Origin of the sequence: Allobosea sp. (assembly GCF_036675845.1) — a bacterium.
In the GTDB taxonomy this organism is placed as follows: domain Bacteria; phylum Pseudomonadota; class Alphaproteobacteria; order Rhizobiales; family Beijerinckiaceae; genus Allobosea.
Genome location: NZ_JAKFED010000188.1, coordinates 1 through 13,263 on the forward strand (window position 1 = coordinate 1; position 13,263 = coordinate 13,263).

Genomic DNA, 13,263 nt, shown 5'->3' on the forward strand with positions numbered 1-13,263 from the left:
GCGGCCCGGCGTGCGGTCGCCGGCGCTTCGGCGACGGCTCGCAGCGCCGGCCTGGGCGCCGGCTGGGCCGGCCGGGGCGCCGCGAAATGGTCGTGCGGTGCCTCGTCCAGCGCCTCGGTCACGCCCATCTCGGCATACCAGGCGACGAGTTCGGCGGGGTGCGGCTCGACTGACGACATGATGCGCCAGCTAGCACGGAAACCGCCAGGGACGCGACCCGTCAGCATCCGGCGGCAGCCTGCGGTTGCCTTCCCCGGCAGACTGGCCCGCTCGCGGGCATTTTCCACCGGGCAGGCAGGGGCCGATCATGTGAGGAGGTGCGACTCTGGAGATGCGCCGCAGCATTCGGGATTTGCCGCTTCCGCGGTTGCAAATTGCCGTCCACGCCCGGATAGAAGGGTTCCAATCTCGATATCCGCCTGTCTTGAACGGGCGCGCAGGATAGTTCATATATAAACTATATTGCAGATTGAGGCAGAACGGGCCGTTGGCGGAGGGCAGGATGACACTCGAGGAAGCGCAGAGCACCCCGCGCGAGAGCATGGAGTACGACGTCGTCATCGTCGGCGCTGGCCCTGCGGGACTTGCCGCCGCGATCCGCCTGAAGCAGCTCGACGAGAACATTTCGGTCGTCGTGGTCGAGAAGGGTTCCGAGGTCGGCGCGCATATCCTCTCCGGCGCGGTCATCGACCCGATCGGCCTCGACAGGCTCCTGCCCGATTGGCGGCAGGACGAGGCACGCCCGCTCCATACCCAGGTCAGCGAGGACGTTTTCTACTTCCTCGGCCCGGCCGGCGGCGCCCGCCTGCCGAACTTCGCCATGCCGAAGCTGATGGATAATCACGGCAACTTCGTCGGCTCGCTCGGCCTCGTCGCGCGCTATCTGGCGACCCGAGCCGAGGCGCTCGGCGTCGAGATCTATCCGGGCTTTGCTGCCGCCGAACTGCTTTTCAATGAGGATGGCTCGGTCGCCGGCATCGCCACCGGCGACATGGGCATCGCCAAGGACGGCTCGGTCACCGATCGCTTCACCCGCGGCATGGAATTGCGCGGCCGCTATACGCTGCTGGGCGAGGGTGCCCGTGGCTCGCTTTCCAAGATCGCGATCCGGCGCTTTGCCCTCGACGAGGGCCGCGAGCCGCAGAAATACGGCATCGGCCTCAAGGAGGTCTGGCAGGTCAAGCCGGAGAAGTTCAGGAAGGGGCTGGTGCAGCACTCCTTCGGCTGGCCGCTCGACATGTCGACCGGCGGCGGCTCCTTTCTCTATCATTTCGACGACAACCTGGTTTCGGTCGGCTTCGTCGTCCACCTGAACTACACCAACCCGACGCTCTCGCCCTTCGACGAGTTCCAGCGCTTCAAGACCCATCCGATGATCCGCGATGTCTTCGAGGGCGCCAAGCGCCTCTCCTATGGCTCGCGGGCCATCACCGAGGGCGGCTGGCAGTCGGTGCCGAAGCTGACCTTCCCGGGCGGGGCGCTGATCGGCTGCTCGGCCGGCTTCGTCAACGTGCCGCGCATCAAGGGCAGCCACAACGCCATCCTTTCCGGCATGCTGGCGGCCGAGCATCTGGTCCCGGCGCTCGCGGCCGGGCGCTCCCATGACGAGGTGACTGGAATCGAGGAGAGCTGGCGCTCATCGGACATCGGCCAGGACCTCAAGCGGGTGCGCAACGTCAAGCCGCTCTGGTCGAAGCTCGGCACGCTCGGCGGCGTCATGCTCGGCGGCATCGACATGTGGCTGAACCAGCTCGTCGGCTGGTCGCCCTTCGGCACGCTGAAGCATGGCAAGCCCGACCATGCCACGCTGAAGCCGATCGGCATGGTCACGCCGATCGTCTACCCCAGGCCCGACGGCAGGATCTCCTTCGACAAGCTCTCCTCGGTCTTCCTGTCGGCGACGAATCACGAGGAAGACCAGCCGTCGCATCTGAAGCTGACCGACCCCAGCGTGCCGGTGCTGGAGAACCTGCCGGTCTATGGCGAGCCGGCGCGGCTCTACTGTCCGGCCGGCGTCTACGAGGTCGTCTACAAGGATGCCGAGAAGCAGACCGAGCCGCGTTTCGTGATCAACGCGCAGAACTGCGTGCACTGCAAGACCTGCGACATCAAGGATCCGGCCCAGAACATCACCTGGACGGTGCCGGAGGGCGCCGGCGGTCCGAACTATTCCAATATGTAGAAATAACGGAGCTCTGGGCCGTCGAATTCTGAAGGTCTGCCCCAGAATAGACAGGACCGCGGCGGCTTGGCCGGCGCGGTCCCGAATAGGTCGGAGGGGCGCCGAATCAGCCCTTGCGGATGACCGGGGCAGGCTTTTCGGGGGCCGGTGTGGCGCAGCCACCAGCGAAGCTGGCGAGAGCGAGGACGGCCGCGAGCGCAAGCGAGACTTTCTTCATTCGAAATATCCCAAGCGAATCGTCGCGAAAGCCGCGACGGGTCGGGACACTACGCCGGATTTCTTCACGAAATCTATCGCGGCCACCGTTTTCGGCGAGGCGCCGGCGCTTTCACGTCGCCGTGACATGGCTCCCGCAATGCGGCGGCAGGCTTGTCGCGCCGCCCGGAAACAGCCATGTTGCGCGCTTAACCGATCAGTCACGGTCCAGTCTACGGACCAGCCCCCGGCGGCGGGCGAGGGGCGGACCGAAGGAGAATGGCGAACGTGACGTTTCAGAGCGGCCGCGGCCGTGGCGCCCTCTTGGCGCTGGCTTTCCTGGCGATTCTGCAGGCTGGTGTGTCGATTCCGGCGCAGGCGCAGGCACGCCCCGTCGAGAAATTCGAACCGGCCGAGAGCCTGGAAGGCAATTATCTCGCCGCCGTGGTCGCCGGCTCGGGCCGCGATCTCGGCGCGGCGTCGGTCTATCTGCGCGAGGCCATCAAGGACGATCCGCAGAACAGCGAATTGCTGGAGCGCGGCTTCGTCGCCTTCCTCGCCGACGGCGCCATGGGCGACGCCTTCCGTGCCGCCGAGAAGCTGGTGCAGCGCGACGCCTCGAACGGGCTGGCGCAACTCGCGCTCGGCGTGCGCGCCCTGAAGCAGAAATCCTACAGCGCCGCCCGCAAGCAGCTCCAGCGCGGCGGCCGCGGCCGCTCCGCCGACATCACCGCGACGCTGCTCGCGGCCTGGGCCTATTCGGGCTCGGGCGATACCAACCACGCGCTCGAGACCCTGGAACGGCTCCGGGGCGAATCGACCTTCGACCGCTTCCGCGACTATCACGCCGGCCTGATCCTCGACATCGCCGGGCGCAAGGCTGAGTCGACCCGCCGCCTGAAGGCCGCCTACGACGCCGAGAAGACCAATCTGCGCCTGGTCGACCTCTGGGCCCGCCATCAGGCGCGGGCCGGCGACCGCGAGGCGGCGCTCGCGACGCTCAACGAATTCGAGCAGCGCGTGCGTCCCAACCATCCGGTGGTGCGCGACGCGCTCGCCAAGATCACCGGCAAGGAGCCGCTGCAGCGCATCGTCGGCAACGCCCAGCAGGGCGCCGCCGAGGTGCTCTACGGCCTCGCCACCGCCGGGATTCTTCAGGGCGACGAGGCGACAGCCCTGCTTTACCTCAGGCTCGCCGTCTATCTCGATTCCGGTCACGACCTCGCCGTGCTGACGCTCGGCGACATCCTCGAGCGCGCCAAGCAGACCGAGGACGCCATCCAGGTCTATCGGCGCATGCCGGAGAACTCGGCGCTGCGCCCGGTCGCCGACATCCAGATCGGGCTCGGCCTCGAGGCGCTCGGCAAGACCGAGGAGGCGGTGAAGCAGATGGAGACGCTGATCGCGACGCGCGCCGACGATGTCGAGGCGATCTCGGCGCTCGGCAACATCTACCGCTCGCGCAAGCGCTTCGAGGAGGCGGCGGCGGCCTATGAACAGGCCGTGGCCAAGATTCCCTCGCCCGGCCGGTCCAACTGGGACCTGTTCTACTCGCGCGGCATTGCCTATGAGCGCACCAAGAAATGGCCCCAGGCCGAGGCCGACCTGCGCAAGGCGCTGGAGCTGATGCCGGAGGCGCTCGGGCGCGAGCGCGCGCTGGTGCTGAACTATCTCGGCTATTCGCTGGTCGACCGGAACCTCAAGCTCGACGAGGCGCTCGGCATGCTGCGGCGCGCCGTCGACCTGCGGCCGCGCGACGGCTACATCATCGATTCGCTCGGCTGGGCGCATTACCGGCTCGGCCGCTATGAAGAGGCGGTCACCGAGCTGGAGCGCGCCATGGAACTGCGCCCGTCCGACCCGGTGATCAACGACCATCTCGGCGACGTCTACTGGCGCACCGGCCGCCAGCTCGAGGCCAGGTTCCAGTGGAACCACGCCCGCGACCTCGGCCCCGAGCCGGAGGACCTCACGAGGATCCTGCGCAAGATCGAGAAGGGTCTCGACGAGCCGCCGCCCTCGGCGAACGCCGCCGAGCCGATGAAGGATGGCGGCTGAGCCTTGCAGGCTCGGCTCACCACCCGCGCCCCGGCCAAGGTCAACCTCAGCCTGCGCATCCTCGGCCGGCGCGCCGACGGCTATCACGAGCTCGACAGCCTCGTCGCCTTCGCCGGTGTCGGCGATGCGCTGGCGCTGCTGCCGGGCGAGGAGAGCGGGATCGCGATCTCCGGCCCCTTCGCCACCGGGCTGTCGGCCGGGCCGGACAATCTGGTGCTGAAGGCCGAGCGGGCGCTGCGCGACGAGGTGCCGGCGCTGCGCTCCGGCCGGTTCCTGCTCACCAAGCGGCTGCCGGTCGCTTCCGGCATCGGCGGCGGCTCGGCCGATGCCGCGGCGGCGCTGCGCCTGCTGGCCCGGCTGAACGGCCTGCCGCCGGGCGCCCCGCCGCTCTACGCCGCTGCCGCCCGCATCGGCGCCGACGTGCCGGTCTGCCTGGAGGCGCGCGCCCGCGTCATGCAGGGCATCGGCGAGCGCCTCGGCCCGCCCCTGCGCCTGCCGCGCCTGTTCGCCCTCCTGGTCAATCCGGGCATCGCGGTCGAGACCGCTTCGGTGTTCCGCCAACTCGGCCTGGAGCCGGGCGAGATGTTTTCGCGCAAGACGGCGGCCGAAACCGCCCCCTGGGCGCTGCCGGCTGCGCCTTCCGCGCTGAGCAAGGCGTTCGCCCTCGGCAACGACCTCGAGGCGCCGGCGCGCGGGACGGCGCCCATCGTCGCCGAGGTCCTGGCGCAGCTCGCCGCGCTGCCCGGCTGCCGGCTGGCGCGCATGTCCGGCTCGGGCGCGACCTGCTTTGCGCTGTTCGACGATTGCAGGGCGAGCGCTGCAGCGGGCAGGCAGCTTTCGCGTCAGCAGCCGGTCTGGTGGGTCAAGCCGACGGTGCTGGGCTGAGCGAAACCTAAAGCAGATCCTGCCATTTGCGGCGTCCGTCCACCACGCGCACGATCTCGATGGTGTCGTCGCTCTCTCGATAGAGCAGGATGTAATTGCCAGCAGGCATCATACGCAGGCCGGGTCGAATCTCATCGCGCGCGACGCCGAGCTCAGGCATATCGGCGAGGCGCTCGCATTGACGGAAGATCGCTTCGGTCCAGCGCTGAGCCGCAGCCTTGCTATCGTAAGCGATGTAGATGGCGATTTCGGCAATATCGGCTTCTGCCTGAGGGAGAAGCCGGAAGCTCATCGAGGCGTCACGGCTTCGATCTTGGCTCTGATCCTGGCGAAGGCCTGGTCGCCAGGAACAGGTTCGCCGCTCGCAAGCCCCTCGTCCCAGAGCTTCTGCAACTCGGCGATGGCTTCGCTGCGAACGGCCCGGCGTTCCTTCCAGTCGCGCAACGCTTCGCGTACCACCTCGCTGGACGAGGCATATTCGCCGCTCGCGACGGCGCGGCGCATCATGGCCGCCATCTCCGCCGTAACCGCGACACTGACTTTCTCGACCTGCGCCATGGCATGTCCTCCAGTACGCTCAAGGGTAGTAATCTTTACTACCGATCGCAAGCGCTGGGCCGGGCAAAGCCAATTCTCAATGCGCCCTTGCCACGCAGAAATCGACAGCCTCGTTCAGCGCCTGCTTCATTGGCGATTGCGGGAACAGGCCCAGCGCGTCCTTGGCCATCTTGGCATAATGGCGGGCGCGTTCGACCGTATCCTCGATCGCCCGGTGCTTGCGCATCAGCGCCTGCGCTTCGGCGAGATCGCCCTCGCCGACCTGGCCTTCCTGCAGGGTGCGGCGCCAGAAGGCCCGTTCGCCCTCGTCGCCGCGCCGGAAGGAGAGCACCACCGGCAGGGTGATCTTGCCCTCGCGGAAATCGTCGCCGGTGTTCTTGCCGAGCGCGCCGGAAGAGCCGCCATAGTCGAGCGCGTCGTCGATCAGCTGGAAGGCGATGCCAAGGTTCAGCCCATAGCTGCGGCAGGCGGCGGCGTCGGCCTTGGGCGAGCCGGCGATCACCGGCCCGACCTCGCAGGCGGCGGCGAAGAGCTCGGCGGTCTTGCCGCGGATCACGGCGAGGTACTCGTCCTCGGTCGTCTCGGTGTTCTTGGCGGCGGCGAGCTGCATCACCTCGCCTTCGGCGATGACAGCGGCAGCGGTCGAAAGAATGTCGAGCGCCCGCAGCGAGCCGACCTCGACCATCATCTTGAAAGCCTGGCCGAGCAGGAAGTCGCCGACCAGCACGCTCGCCTCGTTGCCCCAGAGCATACGGGCGGCGAGCTTGCCGCGGCGCATGTCGCTCTCGTCGACGACGTCGTCATGCAGCAGCGTCGCCGTGTGCATGAACTCGACCGAGGCCGCGAGCTTGACATGGCCCTCGCCCTGATAGCCGCAGAGCGCCGCCGTCGCCAGCGTCAGCATCGGCCGCAGCCGCTTGCCGCCCGACGAGATCAGGTGATTGGCGACCTCGGGGATCATCGTCACCTGCGAGCCGGTGCGCGACAGGATCATCGCGTTGACGCGCTCCATGTCGGGTCGGGTCAGGCCGACCAGCGCCTCGATCCCGGCCTGGCCGGCTTCCTTGTCCTCGAAGGCTATGACGACGCCCACGCTCAAACTCCGAACTTTCCCTGGCGCGGACGGCGCGCCATGCCTTGCTGCGATGCTTTGCTGCAATGCCCTTGCCACGACCGTCGCATGCGTGGCCAGCCCCGGCAATCGCAGTTGGGCCGCGCAATTTGACGCGACGATGTCGCAGCGCAGCGATTTTGCGCTTGCGCGACGTTCCTGCCACGGGCTCCATGGCGCCATGCATGAACTGGTCCGTTCGAACGATCTCGTCCTGCTCGGCGCCATCGAGGCGCTGCTCGCCTCGGCCAATCTCGATTGCCTGGTCGCCGACCAGCACATCAGCGCGCTCGAAGGCATGACCGGCGCCTTCCCGCGCCGCCTCCTGGTGCGTGAGGCCGACCGGGCGCGCGCCCGCGCGCTGCTGGCCGAGGCGGGCTTCGGCGGCGAGCTGCGTCCCGAGTGATGCATCATGACTGACGAGACGCTGCCGGGTCTCGGCGCGATCGGCGAGGACCGCCTGCTCGATGGCCGGCTACGCTTGCTGCAACCCCGCAAAGGCCATCGCGCCGGTTCCGACGCGATCCTGCTTGCGGCCGCGCTGCCGCAGCTCGGCGAAGGCCCGCTCGTCGATTTCGGCGCCGGCGTCGGCACCGCCGGCCTCGCCGCCGCCTTGCGCCAGCCGGGGCTCGTCGTCGTGCTGGTCGAGCGCGACCCGGAACTGGCGGCGCTGGCGGCGCGGAACGCCGCTCTCAACGCATTGGAGCTCCGGGTCAGGGTCGTCGCCGCTGCGATCGGCGAACCCGGAGACGGCACCCTGCAGGCGGGACTGCCGGCAGGCTCGGCCGCCTGGGTCGCGATGAATCCGCCCTTCTTCGAGCCAGGGGCGACCCGGGCCTCGCCGGTGCCGAACCGCCGTGCCGCCCATGTCGCCGACGCGCCGCTGGCCTCCTGGCTGAAGGCGGCGCGCCGCGCCCTGCAGCCGCAGGGCGGCGTGACGATCATCCACCGCGCCGAGGCGCTGGGTGCGATCCTGGCGGCGCTGGCGACCGGCTTCGGCGCGGTAACGATCCGCCCGGTGCAGCCGCGGGCCGACCGCGCCGCGATTCGCGTCATCGTCTCGGCCCGGCTCGGCAGCAAAAGGCCGGCAGCGCTGCTGCCGGCCCTGGTTCTCAACGGCGAGGATGGCCGCTTCACCGCGCTGGGCGAGGCGCTCCATCGCGGCGAGGCGGATCTCGCCTGATCAGCGGCAGATTCGCACCGGGCGGATCACCCAGCGGTAGCCGTTCCAGACCCGCCGATCGCTGAAGAAGCAGCGCGGACGGTAGATCGGGCGGCGATAATGGCGCCGGCCGCCCCAGTAGTGCGGCCGGCCGCGATGCCAGGCCGGCTGCACCAGGCCGCCGGCCTCGGCGCCGACCGCGGGGGTGCTGCCGGCGCCGATCGGTGCAGCATTGGCCGGGGCGGCGATCAGCACGGTGGAAAGAAGGGCGCCGGCGCCGAACAGGGCGGCGGCGATACGGGATGACAGCATTGCAAATCTCCTGCAGCTGGACACTGGCCCGGCTCAAGCGCTCGCCCCGAACGCCGCGGACCGTGATGGCAGGCATCCTATGCGCTGCTCGATGAACGCTGCCCGGCCGCCGAGGTTCACCTGCGGTTCATGCGCGCAAGCTTGACCGCGAGCGCCGCCAGCCCCTGGCGCGCTTTCCGTTCGGCTGGATCAGCCGAACGGAAAGAATTCGCGCCAACTCAATGGGTTGAGCATGTTCCGGTCGCAAAAGTGGTTTCCACTTTTGCGGAACATGCTCTAAGCACACGGCCAGTTTCCTGAAATCTCGAAGGCTTGAGCTCTTGGCTGCGTCGCCCTCCGCTTCGATGAATCCGACCCGCTCCTTCCAGGGCCTGCTGCTGACCTTGCAGCGCTTCTGGGCCGAGCGCGGCTGCGTCATCCTCCAGCCCTATGACATGGAAGTCGGTGCCGGCACCTTCCATCCGGCGACGACGCTGCGCGCGCTCGGCCCGAAGCCCTGGAACGCCGCCTATGTCCAGCCTTCGCGCCGGCCCAAGGACGGGCGCTATGGCGAGAACCCCAACCGGCTGCAGCATTATTACCAGTTCCAGGTCATCCTGAAGCCGTCGCCGCCGGACCTGCAGCAACTCTATCTCGACTCGCTCCAGGCGATCGGCGTCGATCTTGCCCTGCACGATGTCCGCTTCGTCGAGGACGACTGGGAGAGCCCGACGCTCGGCGCCTGGGGGCTCGGCTGGGAATGCTGGTGCGACGGCATGGAAGTCAGCCAGTTCACTTACTTCCAGCAGGTCGCCGGCGTCGAATGCGCGCCGGTCGCCGGCGAGCTGACCTACGGGCTCGAGCGCCTGGCCATGTATGTCCAGGGCGTCGAGAACGTCTACGACCTCAACTTCAACGGCCTCGAGGGCGAGGGCCGCGTCAGCTATGGCGATGTCTTCCTGCAGGCCGAGCAGGAGTTCTCGCGCCATAATTTCGAGCATGCCGACACGGCGATGCTGTTTCGCCATTTCGCCGACGCCGAGGCCGAGTGCAAGGCGCTGCTCGCCGCCGGCGAGGCGGGCGAGGGCACCAATGCCCCGCAGCACAAGCTCTCCCTGCCGGCCTATGACCAGTGCATCAAGGCGAGCCATGTCTTCAACCTGCTCGATGCGCGCGGCGTGATCTCGGTCACCGAGCGCCAGAGCTACATCCTGCGCGTGCGCGAGCTCGCCAAGGCCTGCGGCGCGGCCTGGCTGAAGACCGCCGGCGGGGGAGCGGGGTGATGTCCGGCTTTATCGCTTGCTATAACACTTGCGACGAGTTTTAAACGAAACTGGCTTTTTCTATAAAAGTCTGGTCGAGTCTTAAACGTGGATAGAAGTCAGTTCGACGCGTCGCCGGCCGGGCATCTCGTCCCGACGACACATGGCCAATGGGCCTTCGTTCCGTACGACCTCCCGCCTGTCTTCGACAGCGCGGCCATCCTGTCGTGCCTGGTCTCTGCCACTCAGGCGCTCGGCGAACTCAACGGCATCCTCCGGACGCTGCCCGATCCGTATATCCTGATCCAGCCTCTGCAAGCTCGCGAAGCGCTGGCCTCATCCAGCATGGAGGGGACGTATACCACCGTCGACGCGCTGTTGCTCGCCGAGGCGGGCTATGGCGGCTCCGCCGAGAGCGGCGACACCCGCGACGTCATGAACTATGCGGTTGCGTTGCGGAATGCCGTCGGCAGCCTTGCCGAGATTCCACTCTCGCTGCGGACGATACGCGGCGCCCATCGCGACCTGCTCCATGGCGTGACGCGGGCGCGCGGCGCGGCGATCGAACCCGGCGAATTCAAGAAGCATCAGAACTGGATCGGCGCGGCCTCCCTCGAGGCGGCGCGCTTCGTGCCGGCTCCGCCCAAGGAAGCCTATGATGCGCTGTGCCGGCTGGAACTCTATGCGCAGCGCCAGGACCGGGAGGCGACGCCGCCGCTCGTCGACGCCGCTTTGATTCACTACCAGTTCGAGGCCATTCACCCTTTCGCCGACGGCAATGGCCGGGTCGGGCGCATCCTGATTCCGGTCGCGCTCTTCGACCGCAAGGCGCTCCTGCATCCTGCGTTGTTCCTCAGCCCGGTGCTGGAGCGCCGCAAGGACGAATATATCGACCGCATGTTCGAGGTCTCGCGGGCTGGCGACTGGGAAGGCTGGTTGGGCTTCTTCATGTCGGTGGTCGAGGAGAGTTGTCGCGAGACGATCGCCATCGCCGATCGCCTGTTCCTGCTGCGGGAGCGCTATCGCAAGACCCTTCAATCGGCCGGCCGCTCGGCCTTGCTCCTTTCGATCGTCGACCGCCTGTTCACGCGTCCGGTCTTCTCGATCCCGCAGCTTGCGGAGTATCTGGGTGTCACCTACCCGGCTGCTCAGAAAAACCTCGAGACGGTACTTGCTCTCGGAATCGTCGAGGAAGTGCCCGAAACCGCCCATCCCAAATTCTTCGCAGCGCGCGAAATCATGAACACGATCACCGGACAGTCCTGATGCCTGATCTCCTGCTCGAACTCTTCTCCGAAGAAATCCCGGCGCGCATGCAGCGCCGGGCGGCGGAGGACCTGAAGAAGCTCGTCACCGATGCGCTGGTCGAGCGCGGCCTCGTCTATGAGGGCGCCAAGGCCTTCGCCACGCCGCGGCGCCTGGCGCTGCATGTCGCCGGCCTGCCCGTGCGCGGCCGCGATGTCCGCGAGGAGCGCAAGGGGCCGCGCGTCGGCGCGCCGGACGCTGCCGTCCAGGGCTTCCTCAAGGCGGCCGGGCTTGCCTCGCTCGATCAGGCGACCATCGTCAGCGACCCGAAGAAGGGCGACTCTTACGTCGCGGTGATCGAGAAGCCGGGGCAGGAGACGATCGCGGCGATCGCCGAGATCGTGCCTGCGGTGATCCGTAGTTTCCCCTGGCCGAAATCGATGCGCTGGGGCAAGGCCTCGGCTGCCGGCGCCAGCCTGCGCTGGGTCCGCCCGCTGCATTCGATCCTCTGCACCTTCGGCGCCGAGACCGAGGAGACTGAGATCGTCCCCTTCGAGGTCGACGGCATCGTCTCGGGCAACATCACCCGCGGCCACCGCTTCCATGCGCCGGGCCCGATCACGGTCAGGCGCTTCGAGGACTATGTCGCGAGCCTGGAGCGCGCCAGGGTCGTGCTCGACGCCGACCGGCGCAAGGAGATCATCGCGACGGATGCCAAGAACCTCGCCTTCGCCGCCGGGCTCGAACTGGTCGAGGATGAGGGGCTGCTGGAGGAGGTCGCCGGCCTGGTCGAATGGCCGGTCGTGCTGATGGGCTCCTTCGAGGAGCGCTTCCTCGAGATCCCGGGGGAGGCGATCCGCGCCACCATCCGCGCCAACCAGAAATGCTTCGTGCTGCGCGATCCGGTCAGTGGCGAGCTCGCCAACCGCTTCATCCCGGTCTCGAACCTGATGGCGAGCGATGGCGGCGAGGCGATCACCGCCGGCAATGGCCGCGTCGTCCGGGCGCGGCTCTCCGACGCCGCCTATTTCTGGCAGACCGACCGCGGCCCGCTGCCCGATCTCGATACGCTTAAAGGAAGCGCCGAGAAGCTCGGGCTCGATCTGAAGAAGCCGCTCGACCAGCGCATGGCCAAGCTCGACAGGCTCGGCGTCGTCTTCCACGCCAAGCTCGGCACGCAAGGCGAGCGCGTCCAGCGCATCGCCGCGCTGGCGAGGGAACTGGCTCCCATCGTCGGGGCCGATGCCGATCTCGCCGAGCGCGCGGCAAAACTCGCCAAGGCCGATCTGCCGACCGAGATGGTCGGTGAGTTTCCCGAACTGCAGGGGCTGATGGGCCGGAAATACGCCGAGCTGCAGGGCGAGCCCGCCCGCGTCTGCGCCGCGATCGAGGAGCATTACAAGCCGCTCGGCCCCTCCGACCGCGTGCCGAGCGATCCGGTCTCGGTCGCCGTCGCGCTCGCCGACAAGCTCGACACGCTGGTCGGCTTCTGGGCCATCGACGAGAAGCCGACCGGCAGCAAGGACCCCTATGCGCTGCGCCGGGCGGCGCTGGGCGTGATCCGGCTGGTGGTTGAGAATGGGGTGCGGTTACCGCTCTGGCAGTATCTTGCGAAGCCGTTTTCGCGGACAGCACTTAGCGAGCTCTTCACAGAGTTCTTGCGCGCCAAGAGTGCGCTTGAGGCACTGGACGCCGCTAAGACAATTCCCAATGCGCTGACCCCTTCTGTAGCTGAGCTTGCCGCGATTTTTCGCGCGAGGCAGGTGGAAGGTGCGGAGCGCGTTTCCGAATTGATGTCGGTTCGGGCAATCGAATTGCTCGCCTTCTTCCAAGATCGTCTGAAAGTCACACTTCGCGATTCTGGCGCGCGGCATGACCTCGTCGATGCGGTGCTCGGTGAGGGAGCGTCGGGTAATGACGACCTCCTGCTCATCACCCGCCGCGTCGCCGCGCTCGGCCGCTTCCTCGAAACCGATGACGGCGGGAGCCTGCTCGCCGGCTACAAGCGCGCCGCCAATATCCTCAAGGCCGAGGAGAAGAAGGACGGCGAGGGCGCTTTTGCCGGCGCCGCCGATCTCCAGCTCATCGCCGAGGCCGGGCTGATCGAGGAGAAGGCGCTCGCGGTGGCGCTCAGCCAGGCGACGCCGAAGGCGGAGGCTGCCATCGCTGCCGAGGACTATGAGGGCGCCATGGCGGCGCTGGCGGAGCTCAGGCCCGCGGTCGACGCCTTCTTCGACAAGGTCACGGTCAACGATCCCGATCCGCGCTTGCGCGCCAACCGCCTGAAGCTGCTGGGCCAGCTCCGCGAAGCGAC

General features: G+C 67.9%; 12 protein-coding genes. 8 read left to right on the top strand and 4 right to left on the bottom strand.

Going from position 1 to position 13,263, the window contains the following annotated elements; translation table 11 throughout:
* Window positions 1-502 precede the first annotated feature (502 nt).
* From V6M56_RS20310 to V6M56_RS20320, 3 genes are all read left to right on the top strand, one after another.
* On the top strand, window positions 503-2,182 hold the full coding sequence (locus V6M56_RS20310) for an electron transfer flavoprotein-ubiquinone oxidoreductase (RefSeq protein WP_332686391.1): 1,680 nt from the start codon (window positions 503-505) through the stop codon (window positions 2,180-2,182).
* A 474-nt stretch (window positions 2,183-2,656) separates the two neighbouring features.
* Window positions 2,657-4,435 carry a tetratricopeptide repeat protein gene (locus tag V6M56_RS20315; RefSeq protein WP_442881201.1) on the top strand — a complete coding sequence of 593 codons (1,779 nt, stop codon included), beginning with the start codon at window positions 2,657-2,659 and terminating at the stop codon, window positions 4,433-4,435.
* 3 nt (window positions 4,436-4,438) lie between these two features.
* Window positions 4,439-5,320 (top strand): 4-(cytidine 5'-diphospho)-2-C-methyl-D-erythritol kinase, encoded by an 882-nt coding sequence (locus V6M56_RS20320; protein ID WP_332686395.1) that lies wholly within the window; start codon window positions 4,439-4,441, stop codon window positions 5,318-5,320.
* A 7-nt stretch (window positions 5,321-5,327) separates the two neighbouring features.
* On the opposite strand, the gene V6M56_RS20325 is transcribed toward V6M56_RS20320, so the two are convergent.
* From V6M56_RS20325 to V6M56_RS20335, 3 genes are all read right to left on the bottom strand, one after another.
* Window positions 5,328-5,612: a type II toxin-antitoxin system RelE/ParE family toxin gene (locus V6M56_RS20325; RefSeq protein WP_332686397.1), complete on the bottom strand. Its 285-nt coding sequence runs from the start codon at window positions 5,610-5,612 to the stop codon at window positions 5,328-5,330.
* The gene (locus V6M56_RS20330) at window positions 5,609-5,878 is read right to left on the bottom strand and encodes a type II toxin-antitoxin system ParD family antitoxin (RefSeq protein WP_332686399.1); all 270 of its coding nucleotides are present in this window, start codon (window positions 5,876-5,878) and stop codon (window positions 5,609-5,611) included. Before V6M56_RS20330 ends, V6M56_RS20325 begins: the two co-directional genes overlap by 4 nt.
* A 76-nt stretch (window positions 5,879-5,954) precedes the next feature.
* Window positions 5,955-6,971, bottom strand: a complete 1,017-nt coding sequence (locus tag V6M56_RS20335) for a polyprenyl synthetase family protein (RefSeq protein ID WP_332686401.1) — start codon at window positions 6,969-6,971, stop codon at window positions 5,955-5,957.
* A gap of 139 nt (window positions 6,972-7,110) precedes the next feature.
* On the opposite strand from V6M56_RS20335, the gene V6M56_RS20340 reads away from it, so the two are divergent.
* Both V6M56_RS20340 and V6M56_RS20345 read left to right on the top strand, forming a co-directional pair.
* On the top strand, window positions 7,111-7,395 hold the full coding sequence (locus tag V6M56_RS20340) for a putative signal transducing protein (RefSeq protein ID WP_442881202.1): 285 nt from the start codon (window positions 7,111-7,113) through the stop codon (window positions 7,393-7,395).
* Between the two features lie 6 nt (window positions 7,396-7,401).
* On the top strand, window positions 7,402-8,172 hold the full coding sequence (locus V6M56_RS20345; RefSeq protein ID WP_332686403.1) for a tRNA1(Val) (adenine(37)-N6)-methyltransferase: 771 nt from the start codon (window positions 7,402-7,404) through the stop codon (window positions 8,170-8,172).
* On the opposite strand, the gene V6M56_RS20350 is transcribed toward V6M56_RS20345, so the two are convergent.
* On the bottom strand, window positions 8,173-8,463 hold the full coding sequence (locus V6M56_RS20350) for a hypothetical protein (RefSeq protein ID WP_332686405.1): 291 nt from the start codon (window positions 8,461-8,463) through the stop codon (window positions 8,173-8,175). It abuts the gene before it with no gap.
* Window positions 8,464-8,807: 344 nt separating this feature from the next.
* Here V6M56_RS20350 and V6M56_RS20355 point away from each other — a divergent pair, with 344 nt between their 5' ends.
* The 3 genes from V6M56_RS20355 to glyS form a co-directional block, all read left to right on the top strand.
* Window positions 8,808-9,725, top strand: coding sequence for a glycine--tRNA ligase subunit alpha (locus tag V6M56_RS20355; RefSeq protein ID WP_332686414.1), 918 nt, complete (start codon window positions 8,808-8,810; stop codon window positions 9,723-9,725).
* Between the two features lie 87 nt (window positions 9,726-9,812).
* Window positions 9,813-10,970 carry a Fic family protein gene (locus V6M56_RS20360; protein ID WP_332686407.1) on the top strand — a complete coding sequence of 386 codons (1,158 nt, stop codon included), beginning with the start codon at window positions 9,813-9,815 and terminating at the stop codon, window positions 10,968-10,970.
* On the top strand, window positions 10,970-13,263 hold a 2,294-nt coding region (gene glyS / locus V6M56_RS20365; RefSeq protein ID WP_332686409.1), incomplete at its 3' end, for a glycine--tRNA ligase subunit beta. The genes V6M56_RS20360 and glyS, both read left to right, overlap by 1 nt.